Below are 24,026 nucleotides of genomic sequence, written 5' to 3' on the forward strand. Positions count from 1 at the left end.
AACCGACCCGCCAGACCCAGAGTCTCCACCAGGGTGTCGAACCACGCCCTGTCCGCGGTACCACCGGCCAGCTCCACCGGCAAAGTGATGTTCTGCTCCGCCGTGAACATCGGCAACAGATTGAACTGCTGGAACACGAACCCCACCCGGTCACGACGCAACCGCGTCAACGCCTTGTCGTTCAACCCAGTGATCTCGGTGTCCCCCAGGAACGCCTGACCACCCGTCGCGGAATCCAGACCCGCCAGCAGATGCATCAGCGTCGACTTACCCGAACCCGACGGCCCCATGATCGCCGTGAACCGACCCTGCTCGAAGTCGACGTCCACACCATCCAGGGCGCGCACGATCGCCTCACCCTTGCCGTAAGTCTTGGTCAGAGAGCGAGCACGCACAGCGGGTGAGTCCCCGGGCGTATACACGGTGGTATCCATGGGAGAGACGTTACGGAGAGGTGCCACGCCACCGCGTCCGGCCCAGGGCTGGTTCTACCGCTGACGTGGTCATACCCGGGTCGTACGGGCCCTCCGCCTACCCCCGCCCCTACCCCCGCCCCTACCCCCGCCCGGACACCAGCGTGACGAGGGACCGGGCCGGCAGGTCCAGCTCCGTGCTCCCGCGCACCGAGGTGGCTATCGCGTCGACGCGCTCGAGGTCGTGCTCGTTGTCGGTCAGATAGGTCGTCACGCGGCGGGGCAGGTCGATGTCCGTGCGCACCGGAGCCTCGTTCAGGTTGAGCAGCTGCACCACGCGCGAGCCGTCCGGGTTCCGGTAGGCGGAGACCTTGAGGCCGTCCACCTCGTGCTCGGCGTCGAACCGGACGGCGCCCGGGTCGATGAACCGACTGAACGCCGAGAAGACGTAGTACCTCGACGACACCCGGTACGTGTCCCCGGCGACGTCGGCCTGGATCAGTGACGCGGAGGCCCCCTGGCTCACACCGAGCCACCACAGGTAGGCGGTGACCCCCGCCTCCGCCAGCGAGTCGTGCATGTGCTCGGCCATGACGATGCCGTCGGTCGAGACGGCCTGGCCGCCGTCCCAGTTCTCGTTCCACCCGGCTGCCGTGTTCGACGCCGCCCACTCGGACATCCAGACCGGCTTGTCGGTGCCCGCAGGCGTAGCCGATCGGCTGGCGTAGGAGTGCGAGCTGAACACGTCGAGGTGGCGCCACGCCTTCTTGTCGGCCTTGAGCGCGTCGAGGTACGGCTTGCCCTGCTCCCAGCCGAACGAGTCGCAGCACACGACGCCGTAGCCGGACCTCTGCGCGATGGGTCCGAGGATCCCGGTGAACTCCGCGGCCTGCTCCGGGGTGAACAGCATCGACTCGTAGCTCGTGTTCCAGTCCGGCTCGTTCGTGAAGGCGATGCTCTCGATGTCGATGCCCTCCTCGGCATAGAGGTCGGCCCATGCCACGAGGTAGTTCGCGTACGCCTCGGTCCAGTCACCGCTCGCACAGCTCGCGTCCGAGAGACCGCACAGCGTGCCACCACGGACGGCCGAGCCGTTGGTCTTCATGTAGGCCGGGGCGGTCCAGGCATTGCCGTAGAAGCGGTCGACGCCGCGGGCCCTGGCCTCCTGGGCGAACCAGACCGAGCCGTTGTCCCAGCCGTCCCACTGGTACTGCGGTTCGGCGTCGGGACCGCCCGGGTCCTCGGGCTGGATCGACAGCATGACGTCGTAGGTGTCGTGGCTCTGTCCCCCGATCCCGATCCGCAGGATGTCCGGCGCGGCTCCGTCCCGGCCCAGCAGGAGGTCCAGGCCCTCCGAGCGCTGCGGCTCCGAGATCTGGTGCAGCAGCGCGGCACGCTGGAACGCGCTCGAGAACCCGAAGCCCTCGACCGTCTGGCGTCGGTCCCTCGGCTGGAGGTCGATCGCGGTGCTCGGGTCTCTCTGCTCGGCCGTGATCTGTCCGGCGGCGATCTGCCCGGCGGCGCCCGGTGCCAGCACCGCTCCCACGAGGCAGGTGGCGGCCGCGGTGGCCACGGCAATGGAAAGTGCTCGTCTCATGGTGCTCTCCTTTGAGCCCTGGGGATCGCCTTCCTCACGTGCGACGGTCACGCTATCCCGGGACGGGGCACTTTGAAAACGTTCTCGTCATGATTGGCCGGTGTCGACGGCGGCAGGGCTGCAGAGCGGCAGGGCAGCACGCCTGCCGCGTCAGCCGCGTTCGACGAGCGTCTCGACCACGTCGAGGACAAGGTCGAGGCCCGGTTCGAACTCGGCCCCGAACGAGTAGCCCGGCTGCAGCACGTGCCCTGCCGCGAACGCCGCCAGGTGGGGATACCGGCCGCCGTCCGGAACCGCCACCGAGGCCTCCTCCGCGACACCGGCCGTGCTGCCGCCTTCGCCCGTGCCGCCACCGCCTGACGGCACTGCCGCCTCCTGGAGCACGAACCCGTAGACGTACGAGTCCACGAGCGTGTAGGCGCGCGCGGTCATCGGCAGCGAGAGGCCGGCGCCGAGCAGCACGCCCAGTACCGCGTCGTGGTGCCGGAGCGTCGCGGGTCCCGGCGTCGAGCGGGAGTCCAGGACGGCGAGCGCCCAGGGGTGTCGAGCCAGGACGGCGCGTGCGGAGACGGCCCGCGCGCGGAGAGCGGCCCGCCATGGCGACGCCAGGTCGGGCAGGTCGATCTCGGCGAAGACGCGGTCGACCATGCCGTCGAGCACGTCCTCCTTGCCGCGCACGTAGTGGTAGAGCGACATCGGTTTGAGGCCGAGCGCCTTCGCGAGCGACCGGATGGTGACGCCGGCCAGCCCGTCCGCGTCGGCGAGTGCGACGGCGGCGTCGAGTACTCGGTCACGGCTGAGCGGACCTGTGCGGCGCGGGATCTCATCGGCGGTGTTGTCCGGCACAGCTCATCCCCCTGGTTCCTTGACGGCGCACTCTCGGCACCTCTACCGTACAAAGTACCCTTACTTAGTACGGTTGGAGCAACCGCATGTCTCACCGTCAGGCCGGCAGACTCGCCGGCGTCCTCTTCCTGGCCGTCTTCCTTCTCTACGGAATGGGCAGTGCGCTCGCGCCCCAGCCGGCCGGGATCGCCCTCATGCTCCTCAACTCGGCCGGCGTCGCGGCGATCGGTGTGATCCTGTTCCGGCTGCTGCGCCAGGCGGCGCCCAGGACGGCGCTGCTCTACGTGCTCACCCGGGTCACCGAGGCCGTCCTGCTCGGCGTCGGTGTCCTGTTCCTGGCCGGAGGGAACACCTCGGCGAACAATGCCGTGTACGTGGTGGCGATGGTCGTGCTGGGCGTCGGCAGCCTCCCGTTCTGTCTGGCCCTCACCCGGCAGATCGGGACACCCCGCTGGTTCGGTGTGTGGGGCGTGGCCGGATACGCCCTGCTCGCGCTCGGTGTGGTGCTGGAGCCCGTCGTCCCCGGCACGGGTGTCGCGCTGGCGATCCCCGGCGGCCTCTTCGAGGTCGCCCTGGGTGTGCTGCTGCTCGTCCGCGGCTGGCCGGCGGACACGCCCACGAGCACGCCGCCGGCTGTGGCCGTCCGGTGACGGGCGGGAGGCATCAGGTGACTCAGGTGATGATGTCCTCCGGGCGAGCAGGCGCGGAGTACGAGGCCAGCATCTGGAGCTTGTCGGCCGCGGCGGTACCCACGTCCGCGTGATAGAGGACGAGCGTCAGGCCCGGCGCGCCGCCGACCGCGAGCTTCTCGCGGTTCAGGGTGAGCGCGCCGACCTCCGGGTGGTCCAGCGTGACGGCGGCGCCCTCCGGCACCATGACGTCGTGCCGGGCCCAGGCCGCACGGAAGGTCGGGCTGGCGAGGGACAGCTCCCCCACCAGCTCGACCAGCCGGGGGTCGTCCGTCTCGGCGCCCACCAGCTGACGAAAGCCCGCGACCATCTCCGCCGCGACCGCCGCCGGGTCGTAGGCCGCGTAGAGCGCCTGCTCGGCGGGGTCGAGGAAGACGTCGCGCAGCCGGTTGCGACCAGCCACCAGCCGTGGTGACACAGCAGCGGCCAGGGGGTTGGCCGCGAGCACATCGAGGTACCGGCCCTCGACGAACGCGGGCAGCCCGATCGCGCCGAGCAGCTTGAGGGTCCCGGCCGGCACGGTCTCCCGACGGGTGGGCCGCCGCCGTCGTCGGCGCGGGCGGTCACCGGCCAGACCCAGCAGGTGGGCGGTACCGGCGTCATCCAGCTGGAGCACCCGGGCGACGGATTCCAGGACCTGGACCGACGGGTTGCGGTCGCGTCCCTGCTCGAGCCGCAGGTAGTAGTCGGCACTGATGCCCGCCAGGAGCGCCACCTCCTCGCGGCGCAGGCCCGGCACCCGGCGCACGCCACTGCGGGACAGGCCCACACGCTCCGGGCCGACACGTTCGCGCCGGGCACGGAGGTACTCCCCCAACAGGTTCGGCTCGTCGGTCATCCCCTCCACGGTAGGACGGCCGGGCCGCCTGTGCCTGGTCCTGTCAACCCCAGGATGCCTGGGGTCCTGTCTCCACCTGGGCCCGCGGCGCAGCCTGGGACCCGGAGCCCGGATCGGCCGGGCCGACAGGAAGGCAGCAGAGATGACCAGGCTCGCACTCGTCACCGGCGCGACGTCGGGGATCGGCCGCGCGTTCGCGGACCGGTTCGCGGCGCAGGGACACGATGTGGTCGCGGTCGGCCGCGACGCCGAGCGGCTCGACGCCCTGGTCGCCGATCACCCCGCGGTCAGGATCCGGCCGGTGGTCGCCGACCTCTCGACGGCACACGGCATCGAGTCGGTGGCGGCCGTCGCCGCGGCCGAACCCGTCGACATCCTGGTCAACAACGCGGGCGTGGCGCACTACATGCCGCTCGCGGAGCTGCCCGCCGACAAGGCCGCCGAACTCGTCCACGTCAAGGTGCTGGCCCCGACACTGCTCGCCCGCGCGGTGCTCGGCGGCATGCTGGAGCGCGACGGCGGCGTGATCATCAACGTCGCGGGGATGATCGCGTTCAGCGGTCCCGCGCCGTCGTCCGTCATGCCGCGCCGGGCCGTCTACGCCGGCGCGCTCGCCGACCTGCTGGCCTTCTCCCAGACCCTGAGCGCCGAGCTGGAGGGCACGGGTGTGCGCGTCCAGGCGCTGCTGCCCGGCGTGGTCGCCACCGAGTTCCACACCCGTCAGGGCCTGGACCTCAGCAGTGTGCCGCGGATGGCGGCGCAGGACGTCGTCACGGCGAGCCTGCACGGCCTGGAGCTCGGTGAGGTCGTCACCGCGCCGGGCGTGGAGGATGCCGGCCTGCTGGACGCGGTGTTCGCCGCGGACCTCGCCGCGTTCGGCGGCCAGAGCCCGCAGCTCGCCTCCCGCTACTGAGCCCGGACCACCGGACCTCCTGGAACCGGGTCAGCCGCCGGCCGAGGACTCGGGCCGGTACACGAACCCGGCGAGCGGAGCCCGCACCTGCCAGCCCAACGCCTCGTACAGGGCCCTGCCCTCGACGCTCGCGCCGAGCACTGCCGTCGTCGCGCCGCGCTCGACGGCGATGTTCGCGAGGCGGCGCATCACCACGCTGCCCAGGCCGCGTCGCCGGTGCGCCGGCTCGGTCTCCACCTGGTCGACGACGGCGCTCCCGCCGGTCACCGCGACCTGACCGCGGGCGGCGAGAGCGCCACCGTCAGCGAGCACCCGGAGGAACGTCACAGCGCCCTGGGTCTCGGTGCGCACCGCATAGCCGTCCGGGGGGCGGGCGGCCGAGGAGCGCAGGTCCGTCGCCATGAGGAACGTCGGGGGCCCTTCCGTCCAGCCCGGAGGCAGCCAGGAGGCGACGACCTCCGGCTCGACGAACGCCTTGAGCCAGGTGCTCGGCACGGTGACCGACCCGGCGACCCTGCGCACGGTCGCCTCGTCGGCGTCGAGCAGCACGTACCGCGCCACGTGGTGCGGCAGTCCGACGTCGATCCGAAAACCCTCCGGCAGCTCGACCGGCGGTTCGGTCCCGCGCGAGAGCGCCCAGCCGGCCACCCAGGCGCGGGCGAGCCAAGAAACCATCACGTTCCCCTCTTCCGCAGCGGCGGGCATGTCTCATGGCCGCTCGATGCTACTGCGCAGAGAGCGTCCGCTCATGGAGCCTTTCTCGACACACCAGCGGTTCCACCGTGCTGCGGTCGAACCGCCCGGCGAAACCTACTGGTGCTCCTGTGCGTTGACACGCAGAACGCACCGCACGCACCGCTGGACCGAACCGGGGAGAGACCATGATGGACGTGCTCGTGCACGGCGCCGCCGACGGCGGAGACGGTACGTGGAGCAGTGCGGGGGCGGCAGCCCTCTGGGTGGTCGCCGGCCTCGTGGTGCTGGCACTCGGCGTGCTGATGGCGCTCGTGCTCGCCATGCGCACCAAGCATCCCCGGGCGCTCGCCGTCATCCGGGGTTTCAACCGGCGGTTCAACAACCCGCGGATGCTGCGGGCCGCGGGCGGTGCCGGGTCCCGGCTGGCCGTCGTCCGGCACGTGGGACGGCGCTCCGGAACGTCGTACGCGACCCCCATCGGCGTCTTCCCGATGGAGGACGACTTCCTCTCCGTCCTCTCGTACGGGTCCGACACGGACTGGTTGCGCAACATCCGCGCCGCCGGCTCAGCGGAGCTGGTCTCCGACGGGCAGACGTACCGGGTGGCAGCCGGACAGGTCATCGGTCGGGACGAGGCGCTGCCCTATGTGCCCTCGGGACAGCTGCCGTTCGTGCGCCTCTTCGGGGTCACCGAGTTCCTCGTGCTGCAGCGCGTCCCTGTGCCCCACCCCGCGACCTGACGTCGCGGTGAGCCGGCTCAGGCGGCGGGCGGCTGGTCACCCTCACCGGCGAGCGTGGTCGCGGCGGGCCGACTCCGCCGTCCGACGACGAAGCCCGCCGCGCCGCCGACGAGGAGCGCTCCGGCGCCCGAGAGCAGCGCCGCCGTGCCGAGCGAGAACACGGGGTTCGGGTTGTACGTCGTCGCCGACAGGGGTGCGTACGCGAACCAGCCGAAGGACGTGCGACTCTGGACCCAGGCGGCGGCACCCAGCAGCAGGAGGCCGAGCACGACGAGAGCCACGAGCACGATGCCCGCCGTGCGGGACGGGCGGGGTGCCGAGGACCGGGGTGCTGTCATGTCGGCCATCGTCCCGGGCCGGGTCGCCGGGTGCAACCGTCGGTCGGCGTCAGGCGTCAGGCGTCAGGCGTCAGAGACAGAGCGCGCGGCGCCCTCGCCGGTCAGCGACCAGCTCGCGAGAAGGCTCAGCGCCCGCTGCGACGGTGAGCTCGCCTCGGTCGAGTAGGCGTACAGCGTCGTGTCGGGGTCGCCCGGGAGCAGCAGGGTCTCGTACTCGACCGTGAGGTCTCCGACCAGCGGATGGCGCAACCGCTTGGCCCCGTGCGTGCGCTGGTTGACCCGGTGCTCGTCCCACCACCTGCCGAACTCGGCGCTGGACTCCCGCAGCTCCGCGATCAGCTCCGCCGTCGCACGGTCCGCCGGATCGTTCCCGGCCTCCAGCCGCAGGTTCTCGACGGCGACACGGGCCTGCTCCTCCCAGTCGACGAACAGCGATCGTGCGCCTTCGTCGAGGAGCAGCCAGCGCGCGTAGTTGCGCTGCGGGGCGGGGAACCGCTCGAAGTCGGTGAAGAGCGCCTTGCCCATCCGGTTCTGCGCGAGCACGTCCGCGCGGCGCCCCAGCACCAGCACCGGCACCTCGCCGAGGGCGTCGAGCAGCTGGTACAGGCCCGGGCGGACCCGCTGGACCGGACGGGCGCGTGGCAGCGGGACCCTGGTGCCGAGGCCGATCAGGTCCGCGAGGTGGGCGCGTCCTGCCTCGTCCAGGCCCAGCGCCCGGCCGATGGCGTCGACCACCGACGGGGACGGCACGATGCGGCGGCCCTGCTCCAGCCGCGCGTAGTAGTCCGTGGAGACGCCGGCCAGGAACGCGACCTCTTCCCGGCGCAGGCCCGGTACCCGGCGCACCCGACCGTCCGCCGGCAGGCCGGCACGGGACGCGTCGCACTGGCTGCGTGCCCGGCGCAGGAAATCAGCCAGCTCGGTGTTCTTCTCCGCCATGCGTCCATTCTGGCCAGCCGACCGGCCCGGCGCGCGCATGAGGGTGGACCGCTCAGTCCTAGGCACGGCGGGCCCAGGACGCACGGGGCCTTCTATGACGCCCACGGGCCGACGCCGCGGCGGGAGTCTTGACGTGGCGGCGCGCCGTGCCGTCCCACCCAGTCCGGCTGAGCACACCCAGCCCACTCAGAAGGAGATCCACCATGGCCTACCCCACCGATCGTCCCGCCACCTGGTTCGTCACCGGCGCCTCGCGCGGCCTCGGACTCGAGCTCGTCCAGCAGCTGCTCCGGCGCGGCGACAACGTCGCGGCGACGACCCGCTCCACCGGGCGCCTGGCGAATGCCCTCGAGGGCACCGACACGTCCCGGCTGCTGCCCCTGGCGGTCGACCTCACCGACGAGACCCAGGTCGCGCGCGCCGTCGCCGACACCACCGAACGCTTCGGCGGCCTGGACGTCGTCGTGAACAACGCCGGCTACGGGTACCTCGCGGCCGTCGAGGAGGTCTCTGACGCGGACGCCCGCACGATGTTCGACGTCCAGGTCTTCGGCGTCTGGAACGTGCTGCGCGCCGTGCTGCCGGGCTTCCGCGAGCGCCGCTCCGGCCACGTCATCAACGTGTCCTCCATCGTGGGGCTGGTGCCCTTCCCGGGCTGGGGCCTGTACGCGGCCGGCAAGTTCGCCCTGGAGGCGATCTCGGAGTCCCTGGCCGCCGAGGTGGCCGACCACGGCATCAGGGTGAACACCGTCGAGCCGGGCTACATGCGCACCGACTTCCTGCGCCCGGTCTCGCTCGGCCTGCCCTCGTCGACCAGCGACGCCTACCCGGCCGTCCGCGAGATGGTCGAGCAGCACCTGGGCATGCCTGGGACCCAGCTCGGCGACCCCGCGAAGGCCGCCGCGGCGATCATCACGGTCGCGACCACTGGGGACGCGCCCCTGCACCAGCTGCTCGGCTCGGACTCCGTGTCCCTGGCCGATGCCCGTCTCCGGTCCCTGGCCGACGAGTTCGCGGCCGGCCGTCAGCTCGCCACGACCACGGACATCGTGACCAGCGACGCCGTCGCGGTCTGAGCCGCTGGAACCCCCGGGCCGGAAAGCGGTGCGGACGTCCACCGGAGGACCCGCGGAGCGTTCATCGCCGGGCAACACGCGGTTCAGGGCGCGGACATCGGTGGTTGTCAGGGTGGGCCGCGCTTCCGCCCGGACGGGAGCACATCGCCCCGACCCCCAGGAGTCCCGCCGTGACCGAGCTCGCCACCGAGCCCACCCCCGAGCCCAGCCCGGAGCCCAGCCCCAGCCCCACAGTGGCCGTCGGCCCGCTGCGCGCCTCCCGGCGCGGCTTCCTCCTCGGAGCCGGGGCCGTCGGGGCTGGGCTCGTCGCCACCGGCTCGGGGGCCACCGCCGCGAGCGCCGCACCGGACCGCTCACGCGCTCGCGCTCGCCGGGGCGGCTACGTCTGGCTCGCCGGTGACCACCACCTGCACAGCCGGTACAGCAACGACGCGATGTATCGGATCGACGACCAGGCGACCCGCGCAATCGACGGCGGGCTGGACTGGATAGTCATCACGGACCACGGCAACGAGGCGTTCGCGGCCCACAGCATCGCGCCGCAGCGCGCGGACATCCTGGCGGCCCGGGAACGGCACGGCGAGGACCTGCTCATCTTCAACGGCCTGGAGTGGAACATCCCGGGCGCCGAGCACACCACGTTCATGATGGCGCCGGGAGCGGGCGAGCCCCGTGCGCTCCAGGAGCTGGTGAACAGGTACGACGCGCTGGTGGTCGACGCGCGTGACGGCACTCCCGAGAACGAGGCGCTGGCGCTCGCCGCACTGCGGCACATCGCCGCCACCGTGCGGTCCGGCCGGCTCGCGGACGCGCTAGTGCTGCCCAACCACCCGGCCCGCAAGGGCATCGACTCCCCTGCCGAGCTGCGTGCCTGGCAGGACGCGGCGCCGGACGTCGTCATCGGTTTCGAGGGTGCGCCCGGCCATCAGGCGGCGGGCCTGCCCGCGCCGGGCATGGCGCGCGGCCGTGGCCTCTACGACGGCGGTCCGGGGCAGTACTCCTTCCCCGGGTACCCCGAGGAGAGCTACCGGACGTGGGGCGGCTTCGACTGGATGACCGCCACGGTCGGGGGCGTGTGGGACTCCTTGCTGTCCGAGGGGCGCCGGTGGTGGATCACCACCACGTCGGACGGCCACCAGGGCTGCGGCGACTGGGTCAAGAACCCGGTCGACCCGCTCGACCAGACCGGCTACGACAAGATCCCCTTCAACGAGGACGGCGACACCTTCCAGACCACCGGCGTCTACCCGCCGCCGGTCGGTGCCGGCCACCCCGTCGTCGAGTACAGCTCCTTCCCGCCCGGTGCCTACAACAAGACCTGGGTCGGGGCCGAGAACTTCAGCCACCGCGCGGTGATGGACGCGATGCGGGCGGGCCGGATGTGGGTCTGCTTCGGCGATCTCGTCGCCGGGCTGGACGTCCGGCTCGGGGCCAAGGGCCGGGGCGGCTCCCTCCGTCGTGCGACCCTCGGTGAGGAGCTGGTGGTCGCGGCCGGGACGACGGTGGAGCTGACCGTCACCGTCGACCTGGCGCACAGCGTCAACCACGCCGGGCTCCTGCCCGAGCTGGCGCGTGTCGACCTCATCCGCGGCCGGGTGACCGGCCCGAGCGAGGACCCGGACGCGCTCTACGCGCCGGACACCAGGGTGGTCCACTCGTGGGACACCGCCGGGCGCTCCGGGTCGGTGACGCTCACCCACTCCTTCGTGGCCGAGCACGACGGCTACGTCCGGCTCCGCGGCACCGACGGCAAGCGCAGCCAGCCCGGCTTTCTGGGCGCGGACGTCGACCCGGCGGGTCCGGCGCTGGACGTCCTGGGCGGAGTCAACCCCTGGGACGACCTGTGGTTCTACACCAACCCGATCTACCTCAAGATCCGCTGAGCAGCCGGCCGGCGAACGTCGTCAGCAAAAGTTTGGGCGTGGGAGACCTTGTTTTCGGGTGTCCGAACTTTTAGGGTCACGACATGTCCGGTACCCGTCGCGTCCTGCCCGTTGCCCTGTCACTTGCCCTCGTCACGGCGGCGCTCTCCGGCTGCGCGTCGTCGGCCCGGGGGCAGGGGGCCGACGACGACCGCCCGGTCGTGCTGACGACGTTCACGGTGCTGGCGGACGTCGCGCAGAACGTGGCCGGTGATCATCTCCGGGTCGAGTCGATCACCAAGGCGGGTGCGGAGGTCCACGGGTACGAGCCGACGCCGCGCGACATCGCCATGGCGTCGGAGGCCGACCTGATCCTGGACAACGGGCTGAACCTCGAGTCGTGGTTCGGGCAGTTCGTGGAGTCGGTGGACGTGCCGCACGTGGTGGTGTCCGACGGCGTCGTGCCGCTGGACATCACCGAGGACACCTCTGCGGGCAAGCCGAATCCGCACGCGTGGATGAGCCCGGTCAACGTCCAGGTCTACGTCGACAACATGGTCGAGGCGTTCGGTGACCTCGACCCGGCGCACGCCGACGAGTTCGAGGCCAACGGCGCCGCGTACCAGGCGGAGCTGCAGGAGGTGCAGGACGAGCTGGTCGAGGGGCTGTCGGCGCTGCCCGAGCACCAGCGGGCGCTCGTGACCTGTGAGGGTGCGTTCTCCTATCTCGCGCGCGACGCCGGCCTGACCGAGCGGTACATCTGGCCGGTGAACGCCGAGCAGCAGGCCACCCCGCAGCAGATCACCTCGGCCATCGAGTTCGTCCGGGCCAACGACGTCCCTGCGGTGTTCTGCGAGTCGACGGTCTCGGACAAGCCGATGCGGCAGGTCGTCGACGCGACCGGCGCGGCGTTCGGCGGCACGCTCTACGTCGACTCGCTCTCCGCGGCCGACGGGCCCGTACCGACCTACCTCGACCTGATCCGGTACGACGCCGAGACCATCGTCGGCGCGCTCACCGGGAGCGCCTCGTGAGCCCCGCGGACCCGACCCCCGCCATCGAGGTGGCCGACGTCGTCGTCCGCTACGGCGAGGTCGTGGCCCTGGACGGGGTGTCCCTGAGCATCGCACCGGGCCGCGTGACCGGGCTGGTCGGGATGAACGGGTCGGGCAAGTCGACGCTGTTCAAGGCGATCATGGGCATGGTCCGCCCCGACCGCGGGCACGTCCTGATCGACGGCGCCGCCCCCGCCGCGGCGCGCCGTCGAGGCATCGTCGGCTACGTGCCGCAGAGCGAGGACGTCGACTGGACCTTCCCCGTCTCCGTCCGGGACGTGGTGATGATGGGCCGCTACGGCCGGCAGGGCCTCACGCGGCGGGCCCGGCCAGCCGACCACGCCGCCGTCGCCGACGCCCTCGACCGGGTGGAGCTCACCGGCTACGCCGAGCGGCAGATCGGTCAGCTCTCCGGAGGGCAGCGCAAGCGTGCGTTCGTCGCGCGCGGTATCGCCCAGGACGCCCGGATCCTCCTGCTGGACGAACCCTTCGCCGGCGTCGACAAGCGCTCGGAGGCCACCATCGTGCGACTGCTCAGAGAGCTGGCCGACGACGGCCGCACGGTGTTGGTGTCCACCCACGACCTGCACGCGCTCCCCCGGCTCGCGGACGAGGCGGTGCTCCTGCTGCACCGGATCCTGTTCCACGGCGACGTGTCGGAGGCGCTGCGGCCGGACCACCTCGCCCGCGCGTTCGGCCTCGACGTGCTGGACCGAGATCTTGACCCTGAGCTGGACCGGGACCGGGAGGCCTCCGCATGACCGTCCTCGACCTGCTCCTGGAGCCGCTGCAGTTCGACTTCATGGTCCGCGCGCTCGCGACGACCGTCATCGCCGCGATCGTGTGCGCGCTGCTGTCGTGCTGGCTCGTCCTGGTCGGCTGGTCGCTGATGGGCGACGCCGTCTCGCACGCCGTCCTGCCCGGCGTCGTGATCGCCTACGTGCTCGGCGCGCCGTTCGCGCTCGGGGCCCTCGTGTTCGGGTTCCTCGCCGTGGCCCTCATCGGCGCGATCCGCGGCACGAGCCGGATCAAGGAGGACGCCGCGATCGGGATCGTGTTCACCACGCTCTTCGCCCTCGGGCTCGTCCTCATCTCCGTGACGCCGAGCCACACAGACCTGAACCACATCATCTTCGGCAACATCCTCGGCGTCTCCGACGCCGACCTGGTCCAGATCGCCGTCCTGGCCGCCGTCGCCTTCGTGATCCTGGTCCTCAAGCGCCGCGACCTGACCCTCTACGCGTTCGACCCCCTGCACACCCACGCCATCGGGCTCTCGCCGCGGTTCCTCGGAGCGCTGCTGCTGGGTCTCCTCGCGCTGACCGCCGTCGTCGCCCTCCAGGTGGTCGGCGTGATCCTCGTCGTGGCGATGCTGATCATCCCCGGCGCCACCGCGCACCTGCTCACCGACCGCTTCGGGCGCATGCTCGTGATCGCCCCGGTGCTGTCGGCGGCCTGCTCCGTCGTGGGCATCTACCTCAGCTACTGGCTCGACGCCGCCTCGGGCGGGCTCGTCGTCCTGGTGCAGGGCGCAGCGTTCCTGCTCGTCTACCTGTTCAGCCCCCGCCACGGTCTGATCGGCAGGCTCCCGTGGGCGCGACGGCGGACAGCCGTCGCGAGCTGAGCACGCGCCGCGGATGTCCGTAGCCGTCGCCGAGCCGGCGAGTTCGGTCCTTTGCACAACGTGGTTCGTGACTTCGGTCCGTTGCTTTGACTTCGGTCGGTTGATTGACCGATCTCACAGCAACGGACCGAAGTCACGCAGCGAACCCAGCAACCGACCGAAGTCAAAGGGCTTCGTTGCAGGCGAGCCTCGTTGCAGGCGTTGCAGGCGTTGAAGCCGTGACCGCTGACCATCGCCGACCGCCTCGCAGTCGCATGACGAGAGCCTGACAGGCGGACGGGCGCGGACCGGCGCGGTCCGGCAGGCCGTAGACGTGCAGCGTGCCGGACCGCCTCCTCACCGCCCGGTGAAGACCGGCGCCTCCCGGTTCAGGAACGAGGCGACGGCGGCGGCGTGATCGCTGGTCGCGCCGCACGTGACCTGCCCGAGTGCCTCCGCCTCCAGCGCCTCGTCGAGGCTCAGGCCGGGCGCACGACCGATCAGACCCTTGCTCTGCGCGAACGCGGCGGTCGGTCCGGCGGCGAGCTGCCGGGCGAGGTCGATCGCCCGGGGCAGCACGTCCTCGGCGTCGGCCGTCTCGCCGGAGATGCCCCAGGCGATGGCCTCCTCCGGCGTGAAGGTCCGCCCGAACAGGATCAGCTCCTTCGCCCGGGCGTCGCCGACGGCGCGCGGCAGCGTGACGGACAGACCGGTGTCGAAGGTCAGGCCGATCCCGCTGAACGCGGTCGCCAGCTTGATACCGGCCGCGAAGACCCGGTGGTCGCAGGCCAGCGCGAGGCCGAGCCCCGCACCGGCGCACGGCCCGCCCACGGCGGCGATCACCGGCTTGGGCATGGTCAGCAGGTTCCGGACGATCGGCGTGTAGTGCTCGCGAACCGTCGCGAACGCCGACTCCGCGCCGTCCCCCAGGGCCGTGGCGTGCTCGCCGAGGTCCTGACCCAGGCAGAACGCCCTGGCAGACCCGGTGAGCACCACCGCGCGCACCTGGTCGTCGGCGGCGACCTCCGCGACGGCGTCGCGCAGCGCCTCCTTGGACGCGGCCGTCAGAGCGTTGCGGTGCTCGGGGTCGTCCAGCGTGATCGTCGCGAGCGCATCCCTGCGCTCGACGACGACGGGGGTGTCGGTCATGACAGCTCCTCCAGAGTCTGCGGTCGGCTTCATCGCCGTTCGTTGCCACTCGTCATACGCGCCACTGCTCTTCACGGTTCTTCACTGCTCGTCGGTGCTCGTCGGTACTCGTCACCGCGCTTCACCACAGGTAGAAACCCTGCCCGGTCTTTCGTCCCAGCTCACCTGCCGCGACCTTGTCCCGGAGCACCCGCGGCGGCGCGAACCGTGGCCCCAGCTCGCGTTCGAGGTGTTCGGCGATGTTCAGCCGCACGTCGAGCCCGACGATATCGGTGGTGCGCAAGGGGCCCACCGGGTGCCGGTAGCCCAGGGTCATCGCCGCGTCGATGTCGGCGGCGTCGGCCACGCCCTCCTCCAGCATGCGCATGGCCTCCAGCGCGATGGCCACACCGAGCCGGCTGCTCGCGAAGCCCGGCGAGTCCTGGACGGTGATCGCCGTCCTGCCCAGCCCGGCGACCCAGCGCCGGGCGTCCTCGACCAGGCCGGGAGCGGTCCGCCGTCCGACCACCACCTCGACCAGGTCGCTGACCGGGACGGGGTTGAAGAAGTGCAGCCCGACCAGGCGTGACGGATCGGGCAACGCCTCGGCGAGAGCGTCGATCGACAAGGAGCTCGTGTTGCTGCCGATGGCCGCGCCGGGGGCCACAGCGGCGATCCGCCGCAGCACGTCGCGCTTGAGGTCTGCCAGCTCGGGCACGGCCTCGACGACCAGTTCGCAGCCGGCCAGCGCTGCGGCGTCGGTCACCACCTCGAACGCACCGCCAGCCCGCACGCCCTTGGCCGCCGCCTTGGCGAGGCTCGCGGTGATCCGCTCCCGCGCCGCCCGCGCCGTCGTCGTGTCGCTCTCGACGATCGTGACGGCGGCGCCCGCGATCACGAAGGCGTGCGCGATACCGGCGCCCATGCGCCCGCCGCCGTACACGCCCACGTTCTCCGGGACGGTGTGCTCGGTCGGGTGCCCGGTCGGATGCCCGGTCGCGTGCTCGGTCGCGTGCTCTGTCATGGCCGCTCCTTGCGGCGTTCGAGGAACGCCGTCATGCGGTCGGTCTTGTCCTGGGTCTCGAACAGCACCGCCTGCGCGATGTTGTCGACGAGCGGGTGCGCGTCGCGCGGCGCGTCCACGACGGACTTGGTGAGCCGCACGGCCAGCGGCGCCTGGGCGGTGATGCGGTCGGCGAGGCGGTGCCCGGCCGGCTCGAGGTCGTCGGCGGCGACCACCTCGTTGAGCAGCCGGACCGCGAGCGCCTCGTCGGCGTCGAGCACGCGCCCTGCCAGCAGGATCTCCTTGGCGAGGGGCTCGCCGACGAGCTCCTTCAGCCGCCAGGCGGCGCCGGCCGCGGCGAGGATGCCGAGGCCCGGCTCCGGGTTGCCGATCCTGGTCGCCGGGGTGCCGATCCGGAAGTCGCACGCGTACGCGAGCTCCGCGCCGCCCCCGAGGGCGTACCCGTCCACGAGCGCGATGACCGGCATCGGCAGCCGGTGCATCCGGTCGAAGATGCCGGAGTTGATGCCGGCGAGCGCGTCGTCCCGACGTCGTTCGCGGAGCTGAACGATGTCCGCCCCCGCCGCGAAGGTGCCCCCGGAGCCGATCAGCAGCGCGACCCTCGGTGCCGCCTCCAGCGCGGCGCACGCGTCGTGCAGGGCCGCGACCGTCGCGCTGTCGATGGCGTTGCGGACCGCTGGCCGGTTCAGCCGCAGGACCACGCGGTCGTCGTGCTCCTCGACCAGCAGCGGCGCGCTCATGCGTCGAAGTCCGTCATGCGTCGAAGTCCACGGTCACCGCGTCGCTGACCGGGAACGTCTGGCAGGTGAGGACGAAGCCGGCGGCGATCTCCTCCGGTTCGAGGGCGTAGTTGCGCACCATGTCGACCTCGCCGTCGCGCACCCGCGCCCGGCAGGTGCCGCACACCCCGCCCTTGCACGCGAAGGGCAGGTCGGCGCGGATCTCCTGCGCGGCGTCGAGGAGCCGCTTGCCCTGCGGCATCGCGCTGGTGGTCGACCGGCCGTCGAGGATCACGGTCACCTCGCTCGTCGCGCCGTCCACCACCCGGTCCGGATGCCGCAGCTCGGGCGGCGGCTCGTCGACCCAGAAGAGCTCGAAGTGCACCCGCTCGGCCGGCACCCCGAGCTCCGCCAGCACCGCCCGGGCCTCGGTCAGCATGCCGAAGGGTCCGCACAGCCAGACGTGGTCCATGTCGGCGACCGGGACGACAAGGGTCAACAGGTCGCGCAGCCGGTCGCCGTCGAGCCGGCCCGAGAAGAGCTCCACATCGCGCGGCTCCCGGGACAGGACGTGCACCAGGTCGAGCTGGTCGTGGTGGGCGTCCTTGAGGTCCGCGAGCTCCTCGGCGAACATCACGGAGCTGGTCGTGCGGTTGCCGTAGAGCAGCGTCACCCGGGCGTCCGGGTTGCTCAGCACCGTGGAGATGATCGAGAGCATCGGCGTGATGCCGGAGCCCGCCGCGATGCACAGGTGCCGCCCACCCTGCGCCGGATCGGCCCGGAAGCTGCCGCTCGGGGGCAGCACCTCCACCCGGTCCCCCGGCCGCACCTCGCGCACCAACCAGGACGAGAACAGGCCGTCGGGGATCTCGCGGACGCCGATCCGTGGCGCGCTGCCCGCCGGCGCGCAGATGGAGTAGGTGCGGCGCTGCTCGACACCGTCGACGACGCGGCGCAGCGTCAGCGACTGGCCTGCGGCGAACTCGAACACGCCCCGCAGCTGGGCGGGCAGGCCGAAGGTGACGGCGGCCGCGTCGTCGGTGAGCTGCTCGACGTCGGTCACCGTGAGCGTGTGGAACGTGGCGGTCACGTCAGATCTCCTTCACGTGCTCGAACGGCTCCAGGCAGGCCCGGCAGCGGTACAGCGCCTTGCAGGCGGTGGAACCGAACTCCGAGCCGACCGTCACGTCGTCGGACCCGCACCGCGGGCAGCGCACGGCGCGCCGCACGGGCGCGAGCCGCAGCAGCACCGGGCCGGAGCGCTGCGGGGCCGGTCCCGGCGGGGAGATCCCGGCGGCGGCGAGCGCCGCCCGCCCCGCGGGAGTGATCCAGTCGGTGGTCCAGGCGGGCTCGAGGACGACGCGCACCCGCGCGTCGGCGAACCCGGCGGCACGCAGCTCGCGCACGAGGTCGTCACGCATGGCCGCCATGGCGGGACACCCGGAGTAGGTGGGCGTGATCGCCGCGACGACGGCCCCGTCGTCGTCGACGGTGACGTCACGCAGCACGCCGAGGTCGGCGAGCGTGAGCATCGGCAGCTCAGGGTCGACGACGGCGGCGGCGGCCTCCCGCGCTCGGGTGAGCGTCCGGTCCCGGTCGAGCACGGCGCTCACCACTGCCCCCCGGGGTGCGCGCGGGCCACGACCTGCATCTCGGCGAGCAGCGCGCCGAGCGCCTCGGTGTGCCCACCGTCTCGTCCCTTGCGTCCGTGGGCTGGCTGGGCTGCTCCGTCTCCCTGCACCGCCGCGAGCGGGGCCACGGCAGGCCGGTCGACGCCGCTCGCCGCCAGCACCTGGTCGAGGACCGCCTCGACGTCGGCGGCGACATCCGCCGGGTCGACGCCGATGCCGGACCGCGCGGCCGCGCGCTCGACGTCGTGCGTCTCGAAGAGCTCGCTCCAGAGCGGCCACAGGGCGTCGAGCCCCGCGACCAGCCGCCGCCGGGACTCGTCGGTGCCGCGGGCCAGCGTCAGGAACCAGCGGCCGGCGAAGTCCCGGTGGTAGGTGAGCTCCTTGACGGCCTTGGCGGCCACCGCGGCGAGCACCCCGTCCCGGCTCCGGGTCAGCCGGTCGAGGAGCGCCAGGCGCCACGAGGAGAAGAGCAGGATCCGGACGACGGTCTGCGCGAAGTCGCCGCCCGGCACCTCGACGAGCCGCACGTTGCGGAACTGCGGGGCGTCGCGGAAGAACGCCAGGCGGTCCTCGTCAGGGACCGGTGAGCCGTCGGGCAGCGCGGGCACCTGCGAGCCGTCCGCCGCCGCTGCGCGGGCGAGCAGCAGGCGCGCCTGGCCGAGCAGGTCGAGCGCGATGTTGGACAGCGCGATGTCCTCCTCGAGGTCGGGCGCGTTGCTGCACCACTCGGCGAGCCGCTGGGACAGCACGAGGGCGTCGTCGCCGAGCATGAGGCAGTAGGCCGCGAGCGTCGCCGGGTCCACGCCGTCGGGCACCGTGGTGTCCACACCGGCGAGCGGGTCCTCGAAGTCGGTGCCGAAGGCCCAGTGGGTGTCGTTGACGAGCAGTCCCGCGTAGGCGTTGTCGTGGTCGTCGGGCTCGTGCGTCCGGACGTCAGGCATGTGGTTGCTCTCCCTGCATGGGCTCTGCGGCTACATGTGCGGCTACATGTGCGGCTACTTGGACGGCTACATGTGCGGGACGTCGGCGGGGATGTCGTAGAACGTGGGGTGCCGGTAGACCTTGTCCCCGCTGGGTGCGAAGAGGGGGTCCTTCTCGTCCGGGCTGGACGCGGTGATCGCGGACGACCGGACCACCCAGATGCTCACGCCCTCGTTACGGCGGGTGTAGACGTCCCGGGCGTGGCGCAGCGCCAGCTGGTCGTCCGGCGCGTGCAGCGACCCGACGTGGACGTGGTTGAGGCCGCGCTTGCCGCGGACGAACACCTCGTAGAGCGGCCACTCGCCGCGGACCTGGCCGGTCATACCGTCCTCGTCTCGTTGCTCGTCTCGCCGCTCGTATCGCCGCTCGTATCGCCGCTCGTATCTCGACAATCACCGGCCGCGAACGCGAGCGCCGCCTCGCGGACCCACGCGCCGTCGTCCCAGGCCTTCTTGCGGTGGGCGACGCGCTGCGCGTTGCACGGCCCGTTCCCCTTGACGACCTCCCAGAACTCGTCCCAGTCCGGCTGCCCGAAGTCGTGCGCGCCCCGCTCCTCGTTCCAGACGAGCCCGGGGTCGGGAAGCGTCACGCCGAGCGCCTTCGCCTGCGGAACCGTCATGTCGACGAAGCGCTGGCGCAGCTCGTCGTTGGTGTGTGTCTTGACGCCCCACGCCATGGACCGGGCGGTGTTGGGCGACTCGTCGTCCGGCGGGCCGAACATCATCAGCGACGGCCACCAGAACCGGTCGACGGACTCCTGGACCATGGCCCGCTGCTCGTCCGTGCCGCGCATCATCGTCATCAGCAGCTCGTAGCCCTGCCGCTGGTGGAACGACTCCTCCTTGCAGATGCGGATCATCGCCCGGCCGTACGGGCCGAACGACGTGCGGCACAGGGGCACCTGGTTGCAGATGGCGGCGCCGTCGACCAGCCAGCCGATGGTGCCCATGTCCGCGTACGACAGCGTGGGGTAGTTGAAGATCGAGGAGTACTTCTGCCGCCCGCTGATCAGCATCTCGGTGAGCTCCTGACGCGAGACGCCGAGCGTCTCCGCCGCCGAGTAGAGGTAGAGGCCGTGCCCCGCCTCGTCCTGGACCTTCGCCAGCAGGATCGCCTTGCGCCGCAGCGAGGGCGCGCGGCCGATCCAGGCGCCCTCCGGCTGCATGCCGATGATCTCGGAGTGGGCGTGCTGGGCCACCTGGCGCACGAGCGTCCTGCGGTAGGCCTCAGGCATCCAGTCGCGCGGCTCGATGCGGTCCTTGCGGCCGATCGTCGCCTCGAACTGGGCCTCGAGCTGGGTCTCGAGCTGAGCCTCGGCTCCGGGCTCGAGCTCGGGCTCGGCGACTGCCGGCATGGGCCCCTCCAGGGTGCGGGTTCGACTATTTACTGACCGAACGTTCTGTACTAGATTGACACAGCCGCAGCGGGTAGCACAACGCCCCGGGGCAGGCGATGTTCGACCGATGCCAGGCGGCTGTTCGCCGATGTCCGACCGCTGTTCGTCGATCTCCGACCGAACCCGACCGATCGCCGACCGATGCCCGACCGACCCGATGGGATGCGCACAGTGAGCACACAGCTGGAGAGCTACGTCGCGGGCCGCTGGTTCCGCGGGACGGACGGCGGCGAGCCGGTCCTGGACGCCGTGACCGGGCAGGAGGTCACCCGCGTCTCGAGCCACGGCCTCGACTTCGCGGCGCTGGTCGCCCACGCGCGCGACGTCGGCGGACCGGCGATCCGGGAGCTGACGTTCCACGAGCGAGCGGGCCTGCTCAAGGAGCTGGCCCTGCACCTGGGCCGGCACAAGGACGACTTCTACGCGCTGTCACTGCGCACGGGCGCCACCCGGCGCGACTCGATGGTCGACATCGACGGCGGTATCGGCACCATGTTCAGCTACGCGAGCAAGGGCAAGCGGGAGCTGCCGAACGACACAGTGGTCCTCGACGGCGCCCACGAACCGCTCGGCAAGGGCGGCACCTTCGTGGGCCAGCACCTGTACACGTCGCGTCCCGGCGTCGCCGTGCAGATCAACGCCTTCAACTTCCCTGTCTGGGGCATGCTCGAGAAGCTCGCACCCGCCTTTCTCGCGGGCCTGCCCAGCATCGTCAAGCCGGGCAGCCAGACGGCGTACGTCACGGAGGCGGTGGTCCGGCAGATCATCGTCTCCGGGATCCTTCCCGAGGGCAGCCTGCAGCTGGTCTGCGGGAGCGCCGGCACGCTGCTGGACGAGCTCGGCGAGCAGGACGCCGTGGCCTTCACCGGCTCCGCGCACACCGCCGCGATCCTGCGCGAGCACCCGGCGGTGCTGCACCGCGGCGTCCGGCTGGGAGTCGAGGCCGACTCGCTGAACTGCTCGATCCTCGGTCCCGACGTGACGGCGCAGGACGAGGAGCTCGACCTGTTCGTCAAGGGCGTCGTCACCGAGATGACCGTCAAGGCCGGCCAGAAGTGCACGGCGATCCGGCGCGTCCTCGTGCCGGAGCCACTCGCGGACACCGTGATCGAGGCCATCAGCGCCCGCCTGGCCCGCATCACCGTCGGCGACCCCGCCGACGAGAGCGTCCGGATGGGCGCGCTCGCGAGCCTCGGTCAGCGCGACGAGGTCCGCAAGGCCATCGAGGCGCTGCGCACCTCCTGCGACATCGTGTACGGCGACCCGACGCACGTCGACGTCGTGGGCGCCGACGCCGAGCGAGGGGCGTTCCTCTCCCCCGTCCTGCTGCGGGCCCGCCCCGATGCCGCCGAGCCCCACGAGGTGGAGCCGTTCGGACCGGTCGCCACCGTGCTCACCTACGGGTCGGTCGCCGAGGCCGTCGACCTGGCCGCCCGCGGAAAGGGCAGCCTGGTGGCGTCGCTCGTCACCCACGACCCGCAGGTAGCCCGCGAGGTAGCCCGCGGGCTCGCGCCCTGGCACGGCCGGCTGCTGCTCCTCGACCGCGACGACGCCGCCGAGTCGACGGGGCACGGCAGCCCTCTGCCGATGCTCGTGCACGGCGGCCCGGGTCGCGCCGGCGGCGGCGAGGAGCTGGGTGGTGTCCGCGCCGTCCTGCATCACATGCAGCGCACCGCGATCCAGGGCTCGCCCGACATGCTCACCGCGGTCACCGGCCGCTGGACCCCGGGCTCGCGCCGCGTGGTCGACGGGGTGCACCCCTTCCGCAAGTCCCTGGCCGAGCTGCGCATCGGTGACGCCATCGAGACGACGACGCGGACGGTCACGCTCGACGACATCAACCACTTCGCCGAGTTCACCGGGGACACGTTCTACGCACACACCGACCCCGAGGCCGCCGCGGAGAACCCGTTCTTCGGTGGCCTCGTCGCACACGGCTACCTCGTGGTGTCTCTTGCCGCCGGCCTGTTCGTGGACCCGGAACCGGGTCCGGTGCTGGCCAACTTCGGCGTCGACAACCTGCGGTTCCGCACCCCGGTGAAGGTGGACGACACCATCCGGGTCAGCCTGACCGTCAAGCAGATCACCCCGCGCACCACGGCCGACTACGGCGAGGTGCGCTGGGACGCGACGGTCACCAACCAGGACGACGAGCTGGTGGCGACGTACGACGTGCTGACGCTCGTCGCCAAGACCGCTGGGGAGGCTGGGGGCACGGCTGGTGAGGGAACGGCTGGTGAGGGCTGAGAACGGCCGGCGAGGGCGGCGGGCGGCCGGCCTGCGCCCGTCTGGGACGATGAGGCAATGACCACAGACGCCACGTCGACAGGCGCGCCGCCTGCCCGCCGCCCGCGCGGACGACCGGGCCACGACCGCGAGGCGGTGCTCCGGACGGCGATCGACCTCTTCAACCGGCGCGGGTATGACGCCACGTCGATCAGCGACCTGGCCGCAGAGCTGGGTGTCACCAAGTCGGCGGTCTACCACCACTTCGTCAGCAAGGAGGCGCTCCTGTCGGCCGCCCTGGACGAGGCGCTGGAAGGTCTGAGCTCCGCGGTCGAGGCGGCGTCGGCCGCAACCGACGGCGAACCCAGCTCCGTCCGACTGCGGACCACCGTCGAGGCGGCGGTGCGCATCCTCGCCGACAACCTTCCCGCCGTCACGCTCCTGCTGCGCGTCCGCGGCAACAGCGCCCTGGAACGGTCGGCGATGGAACGGCGCAGACACATCGACGAACGCCTCGCCGTGCTCGTCCGCCAGGCCGCCGCGGAGGGTGACCTGCGCGGCGACGTCGACCCGGACGTCATCAGCCGGCTCATCTTCGGCATGGTCAACTCCCTGACGGACTGGTACCGACCCGGCGGACCGATGGACGCGGACGCGCTGGCCGCCACGATCTCCAGCGTGCTCTTCGAGGGTCTGCGGCCCGCGCGGGACGGCGTCGTACGGTGACCGCATGACCAGTGACCACGCCAGTGACCGCCCGCGCCCGACGAGTGAGCACCCGACCAATGAGCACTCGACCAGCGAGCACGTGACCGGTGAGCAGGCGACCGGTGAGCAGGTGACAAGCGGGCGAGTGACGCAGCCGTGGACGATCACGCTGGGTGCCCTCGACGAGAAGCTGGGCATCCAGATCGTGGAGCAGTCGGCGCAGCGGGTCGTGGCCACCATGCCCGTGGCGGGGAACACCCAGTCCCTGGGCCGCCTGCACGGCGGTGCGACCGCCGCGTTCGCGGAGGCGCTGGGGTCGTGGTGCGCACTGATCCACGCGAGCACGCTGGGCAAGGTGTGTGCCGGCGTGGACCTCAACATCACGCATCACCGCGGAGCGACCGACGGGATCCTGACCGGCACCGCGACCCCCGTCCACCTCGGCCGGACCATCACGTCGCACGAGATCGTCGTGACGGACGCCCAGGACCGGCGCATCTGCACGGCACGCATCACCAACCAGCTGATCGAGCAGCGCTGACGCCGTTCTGATCCTGACGACGGGAGGTCCGAGCCTGTCGATCTTCCGCGGTCGGTGGACCGTGTCG

Annotated in this window: 26 protein-coding genes; 11 read left to right on the top strand and 15 right to left on the bottom strand. The window is 71.9% G+C overall.

Features of this window, described 5'->3' with window-relative positions:
- From LUU90_RS20800 to LUU90_RS20810, 3 genes are all read right to left on the bottom strand, one after another.
- A partial coding sequence (locus tag LUU90_RS20800) for an ABC transporter ATP-binding protein (RefSeq protein WP_275005834.1) occupies positions 1-434 on the bottom strand: 434 nt, incomplete at its 3' end.
- A 121-nt stretch (positions 435-555) separates the two neighbouring features.
- Positions 556-2,010, bottom strand: a complete 1,455-nt coding sequence (locus LUU90_RS20805; protein ID WP_275005836.1) for a glycoside hydrolase family 30 protein — start codon at positions 2,008-2,010, stop codon at positions 556-558.
- A gap of 150 nt (positions 2,011-2,160) precedes the next feature.
- Entirely contained in the window at positions 2,161-2,856 is a 696-nt protein-coding gene (locus tag LUU90_RS20810; RefSeq protein WP_275005837.1) for a TetR/AcrR family transcriptional regulator, read from the bottom strand.
- A gap of 86 nt (positions 2,857-2,942) precedes the next feature.
- On the opposite strand from LUU90_RS20810, the gene LUU90_RS20815 reads away from it, so the two are divergent.
- Positions 2,943-3,506, top strand: a complete 564-nt coding sequence (locus LUU90_RS20815) for a DUF4386 domain-containing protein (protein WP_275005838.1) — start codon at positions 2,943-2,945, stop codon at positions 3,504-3,506.
- 22 nt (positions 3,507-3,528) lie between these two features.
- Here the strand turns inward: LUU90_RS20815 and LUU90_RS20820 are convergent, their stop codons facing one another.
- Positions 3,529-4,383 carry a helix-turn-helix domain-containing protein gene (locus LUU90_RS20820; protein WP_275005840.1) on the bottom strand — a complete coding sequence of 285 codons (855 nt, stop codon included), beginning with the start codon at positions 4,381-4,383 and terminating at the stop codon, positions 3,529-3,531.
- A gap of 142 nt (positions 4,384-4,525) precedes the next feature.
- Between LUU90_RS20820 and LUU90_RS20825 the strand changes: the two genes are divergently transcribed.
- Positions 4,526-5,296 (top strand): SDR family NAD(P)-dependent oxidoreductase, encoded by a 771-nt coding sequence (locus tag LUU90_RS20825; protein ID WP_275005841.1) that lies wholly within the window; start codon positions 4,526-4,528, stop codon positions 5,294-5,296.
- 30 nt (positions 5,297-5,326) lie between these two features.
- Here LUU90_RS20825 and LUU90_RS20830 read toward each other — a convergent pair whose 3' ends face one another.
- Positions 5,327-5,971, bottom strand: coding sequence for a GNAT family N-acetyltransferase (locus LUU90_RS20830; protein WP_275005842.1), 645 nt, complete (start codon positions 5,969-5,971; stop codon positions 5,327-5,329).
- 206 nt (positions 5,972-6,177) lie between these two features.
- Here LUU90_RS20830 and LUU90_RS20835 point away from each other — a divergent pair, with 206 nt between their 5' ends.
- Complete coding sequence (locus LUU90_RS20835) at positions 6,178-6,732, top strand: nitroreductase family deazaflavin-dependent oxidoreductase (RefSeq protein WP_275005843.1); 555 nt, start codon at positions 6,178-6,180, stop codon at positions 6,730-6,732.
- Positions 6,733-6,749: 17 nt separating this feature from the next.
- Here the strand turns inward: LUU90_RS20835 and LUU90_RS20840 are convergent, their stop codons facing one another.
- The gene (locus tag LUU90_RS20840) at positions 6,750-7,070 is read right to left on the bottom strand and encodes a hypothetical protein (RefSeq protein ID WP_275005844.1); all 321 of its coding nucleotides are present in this window, start codon (positions 7,068-7,070) and stop codon (positions 6,750-6,752) included.
- Positions 7,071-7,133: 63 nt separating this feature from the next.
- Positions 7,134-8,009 carry a helix-turn-helix transcriptional regulator gene (locus LUU90_RS20845; RefSeq protein WP_275005845.1) on the bottom strand — a complete coding sequence of 292 codons (876 nt, stop codon included), beginning with the start codon at positions 8,007-8,009 and terminating at the stop codon, positions 7,134-7,136.
- Between the two features lie 203 nt (positions 8,010-8,212).
- Between LUU90_RS20845 and LUU90_RS20850 the strand changes: the two genes are divergently transcribed.
- The 5 genes from LUU90_RS20850 to LUU90_RS20870 all read left to right on the top strand — a co-directional run bounded on the left by LUU90_RS20850 (position 8,213) and on the right by LUU90_RS20870 (position 13,626).
- Positions 8,213-9,085 carry an SDR family NAD(P)-dependent oxidoreductase gene (locus tag LUU90_RS20850; protein WP_275005847.1) on the top strand — a complete coding sequence of 291 codons (873 nt, stop codon included), beginning with the start codon at positions 8,213-8,215 and terminating at the stop codon, positions 9,083-9,085.
- Positions 9,086-9,255: 170 nt separating this feature from the next.
- Positions 9,256-10,968, top strand: a complete 1,713-nt coding sequence (locus LUU90_RS20855) for a PHP domain-containing protein (protein ID WP_275005849.1) — start codon at positions 9,256-9,258, stop codon at positions 10,966-10,968.
- A gap of 83 nt (positions 10,969-11,051) precedes the next feature.
- Entirely contained in the window at positions 11,052-11,981 is a 930-nt protein-coding gene (locus LUU90_RS20860; protein WP_275005850.1) for a metal ABC transporter substrate-binding protein, read from the top strand.
- Complete coding sequence (locus LUU90_RS20865) at positions 11,978-12,763, top strand: metal ABC transporter ATP-binding protein (RefSeq protein WP_275005851.1); 786 nt, start codon at positions 11,978-11,980, stop codon at positions 12,761-12,763. The genes LUU90_RS20860 and LUU90_RS20865 overlap by 4 nt, the downstream gene beginning before the upstream one ends.
- Positions 12,760-13,626 (top strand): metal ABC transporter permease, encoded by an 867-nt coding sequence (locus tag LUU90_RS20870; protein ID WP_275005853.1) that lies wholly within the window; start codon positions 12,760-12,762, stop codon positions 13,624-13,626. Before LUU90_RS20865 ends, LUU90_RS20870 begins: the two co-directional genes overlap by 4 nt.
- A gap of 336 nt (positions 13,627-13,962) precedes the next feature.
- Here the strand turns inward: LUU90_RS20870 and LUU90_RS20875 are convergent, their stop codons facing one another.
- From LUU90_RS20875 to paaA, 8 genes are all read right to left on the bottom strand, one after another.
- Positions 13,963-14,754, bottom strand: a complete 792-nt coding sequence (locus LUU90_RS20875; RefSeq protein WP_275005854.1) for an enoyl-CoA hydratase/isomerase family protein — start codon at positions 14,752-14,754, stop codon at positions 13,963-13,965.
- 121 nt (positions 14,755-14,875) lie between these two features.
- The gene (locus LUU90_RS20880) at positions 14,876-15,757 is read right to left on the bottom strand and encodes a 3-hydroxyacyl-CoA dehydrogenase family protein (RefSeq protein ID WP_275005855.1); all 882 of its coding nucleotides are present in this window, start codon (positions 15,755-15,757) and stop codon (positions 14,876-14,878) included.
- Complete coding sequence (locus LUU90_RS20885; protein ID WP_275005856.1) at positions 15,754-16,497, bottom strand: enoyl-CoA hydratase/isomerase family protein; 744 nt, start codon at positions 16,495-16,497, stop codon at positions 15,754-15,756. Before LUU90_RS20885 ends, LUU90_RS20880 begins: the two co-directional genes overlap by 4 nt.
- 13 nt (positions 16,498-16,510) lie before the next feature.
- Positions 16,511-17,566, bottom strand: coding sequence for a 1,2-phenylacetyl-CoA epoxidase subunit PaaE (gene paaE / locus LUU90_RS20890; RefSeq protein ID WP_275005857.1), 1,056 nt, complete (start codon positions 17,564-17,566; stop codon positions 16,511-16,513).
- Between the two features lies 1 nt (position 17,567).
- On the bottom strand, positions 17,568-18,080 hold the full coding sequence (gene paaD / locus LUU90_RS20895; protein WP_425596284.1) for a 1,2-phenylacetyl-CoA epoxidase subunit PaaD: 513 nt from the start codon (positions 18,078-18,080) through the stop codon (positions 17,568-17,570).
- A gap of 5 nt (positions 18,081-18,085) precedes the next feature.
- Positions 18,086-19,048, bottom strand: coding sequence for a 1,2-phenylacetyl-CoA epoxidase subunit PaaC (paaC, locus tag LUU90_RS20900; RefSeq protein WP_275005860.1), 963 nt, complete (start codon positions 19,046-19,048; stop codon positions 18,086-18,088).
- A gap of 66 nt (positions 19,049-19,114) precedes the next feature.
- On the bottom strand, positions 19,115-19,411 hold the full coding sequence (gene paaB, locus LUU90_RS20905; protein ID WP_275005861.1) for a 1,2-phenylacetyl-CoA epoxidase subunit PaaB: 297 nt from the start codon (positions 19,409-19,411) through the stop codon (positions 19,115-19,117).
- Complete coding sequence (paaA, locus tag LUU90_RS20910) at positions 19,408-20,442, bottom strand: 1,2-phenylacetyl-CoA epoxidase subunit PaaA (RefSeq protein ID WP_275005863.1); 1,035 nt, start codon at positions 20,440-20,442, stop codon at positions 19,408-19,410. Before paaA ends, paaB begins: the two co-directional genes overlap by 4 nt.
- A gap of 204 nt (positions 20,443-20,646) precedes the next feature.
- Between paaA and paaZ the strand changes: the two genes are divergently transcribed.
- The 3 genes from paaZ to LUU90_RS20925 are packed head-to-tail and all read left to right on the top strand — an operon-like array spanning position 20,647 to position 23,959.
- Positions 20,647-22,731: a phenylacetic acid degradation bifunctional protein PaaZ gene (gene paaZ / locus LUU90_RS20915; protein ID WP_425596276.1), complete on the top strand. Its 2,085-nt coding sequence runs from the start codon at positions 20,647-20,649 to the stop codon at positions 22,729-22,731.
- 57 nt (positions 22,732-22,788) lie between these two features.
- Positions 22,789-23,436: a TetR/AcrR family transcriptional regulator gene (locus LUU90_RS20920; RefSeq protein ID WP_275005864.1), complete on the top strand. Its 648-nt coding sequence runs from the start codon at positions 22,789-22,791 to the stop codon at positions 23,434-23,436.
- Between the two features lie 4 nt (positions 23,437-23,440).
- On the top strand, positions 23,441-23,959 hold the full coding sequence (locus tag LUU90_RS20925; protein WP_425596277.1) for a PaaI family thioesterase: 519 nt from the start codon (positions 23,441-23,443) through the stop codon (positions 23,957-23,959).
- The last annotated feature ends 67 nt before the right edge of the window (positions 23,960-24,026 follow it).

This window comes from Promicromonospora iranensis, from assembly GCF_028994775.1.
Classification (GTDB): domain Bacteria; phylum Actinomycetota; class Actinomycetes; order Actinomycetales; family Cellulomonadaceae; genus Promicromonospora; species Promicromonospora iranensis_A.

Bases quoted from the DNA above. Each gene is read 5' to 3' on its own strand.
- LUU90_RS20805 (WP_275005836.1), bottom strand. From the start codon at position 2,010: ATGAGACGAGCACTTTCCATTGCCGTGGCCACCGCGGCCGCCACCTGC.
- LUU90_RS20815 (WP_275005838.1), top strand. From the start codon at position 2,943: ATGTCTCACCGTCAGGCCGGCAGACTCGCCGGCGTCCTCTTCCTGGCC.
- LUU90_RS20820 (WP_275005840.1), bottom strand. From the start codon at position 4,383: ATGACCGACGAGCCGAACCTGTTGGGGGAGTACCTCCGTGCCCGGCGC.
- LUU90_RS20825 (WP_275005841.1), top strand. From the start codon at position 4,526: ATGACCAGGCTCGCACTCGTCACCGGCGCGACGTCGGGGATCGGCCGC.
- LUU90_RS20830 (WP_275005842.1), bottom strand. From the start codon at position 5,971: ATGGTTTCTTGGCTCGCCCGCGCCTGGGTGGCCGGCTGGGCGCTCTCG.
- LUU90_RS20835 (WP_275005843.1), top strand. From the start codon at position 6,178: ATGATGGACGTGCTCGTGCACGGCGCCGCCGACGGCGGAGACGGTACG.
- LUU90_RS20840 (WP_275005844.1), bottom strand. From the start codon at position 7,070: ATGACAGCACCCCGGTCCTCGGCACCCCGCCCGTCCCGCACGGCGGGC.
- LUU90_RS20845 (WP_275005845.1), bottom strand. From the start codon at position 8,009: ATGGCGGAGAAGAACACCGAGCTGGCTGATTTCCTGCGCCGGGCACGC.
- LUU90_RS20850 (WP_275005847.1), top strand. From the start codon at position 8,213: ATGGCCTACCCCACCGATCGTCCCGCCACCTGGTTCGTCACCGGCGCC.
- LUU90_RS20860 (WP_275005850.1), top strand. From the start codon at position 11,052: ATGTCCGGTACCCGTCGCGTCCTGCCCGTTGCCCTGTCACTTGCCCTC.
- LUU90_RS20870 (WP_275005853.1), top strand. From the start codon at position 12,760: ATGACCGTCCTCGACCTGCTCCTGGAGCCGCTGCAGTTCGACTTCATG.
- LUU90_RS20875 (WP_275005854.1), bottom strand. From the start codon at position 14,754: ATGACCGACACCCCCGTCGTCGTCGAGCGCAGGGATGCGCTCGCGACG.
- LUU90_RS20880 (WP_275005855.1), bottom strand. From the start codon at position 15,757: ATGACAGAGCACGCGACCGAGCACGCGACCGGGCATCCGACCGGGCAC.
- LUU90_RS20885 (WP_275005856.1), bottom strand. From the start codon at position 16,497: ATGAGCGCGCCGCTGCTGGTCGAGGAGCACGACGACCGCGTGGTCCTG.
- paaC (WP_275005860.1), bottom strand. From the start codon at position 19,048: ATGCCTGACGTCCGGACGCACGAGCCCGACGACCACGACAACGCCTAC.
- paaB (WP_275005861.1), bottom strand. From the start codon at position 19,411: ATGACCGGCCAGGTCCGCGGCGAGTGGCCGCTCTACGAGGTGTTCGTC.
- paaA (WP_275005863.1), bottom strand. From the start codon at position 20,442: ATGCCGGCAGTCGCCGAGCCCGAGCTCGAGCCCGGAGCCGAGGCTCAG.
- paaZ (WP_425596276.1), top strand. From the start codon at position 20,647: ATGCGCACAGTGAGCACACAGCTGGAGAGCTACGTCGCGGGCCGCTGG.
- LUU90_RS20920 (WP_275005864.1), top strand. From the start codon at position 22,789: ATGACCACAGACGCCACGTCGACAGGCGCGCCGCCTGCCCGCCGCCCG.
- LUU90_RS20925 (WP_425596277.1), top strand. From the start codon at position 23,441: ATGACCAGTGACCACGCCAGTGACCGCCCGCGCCCGACGAGTGAGCAC.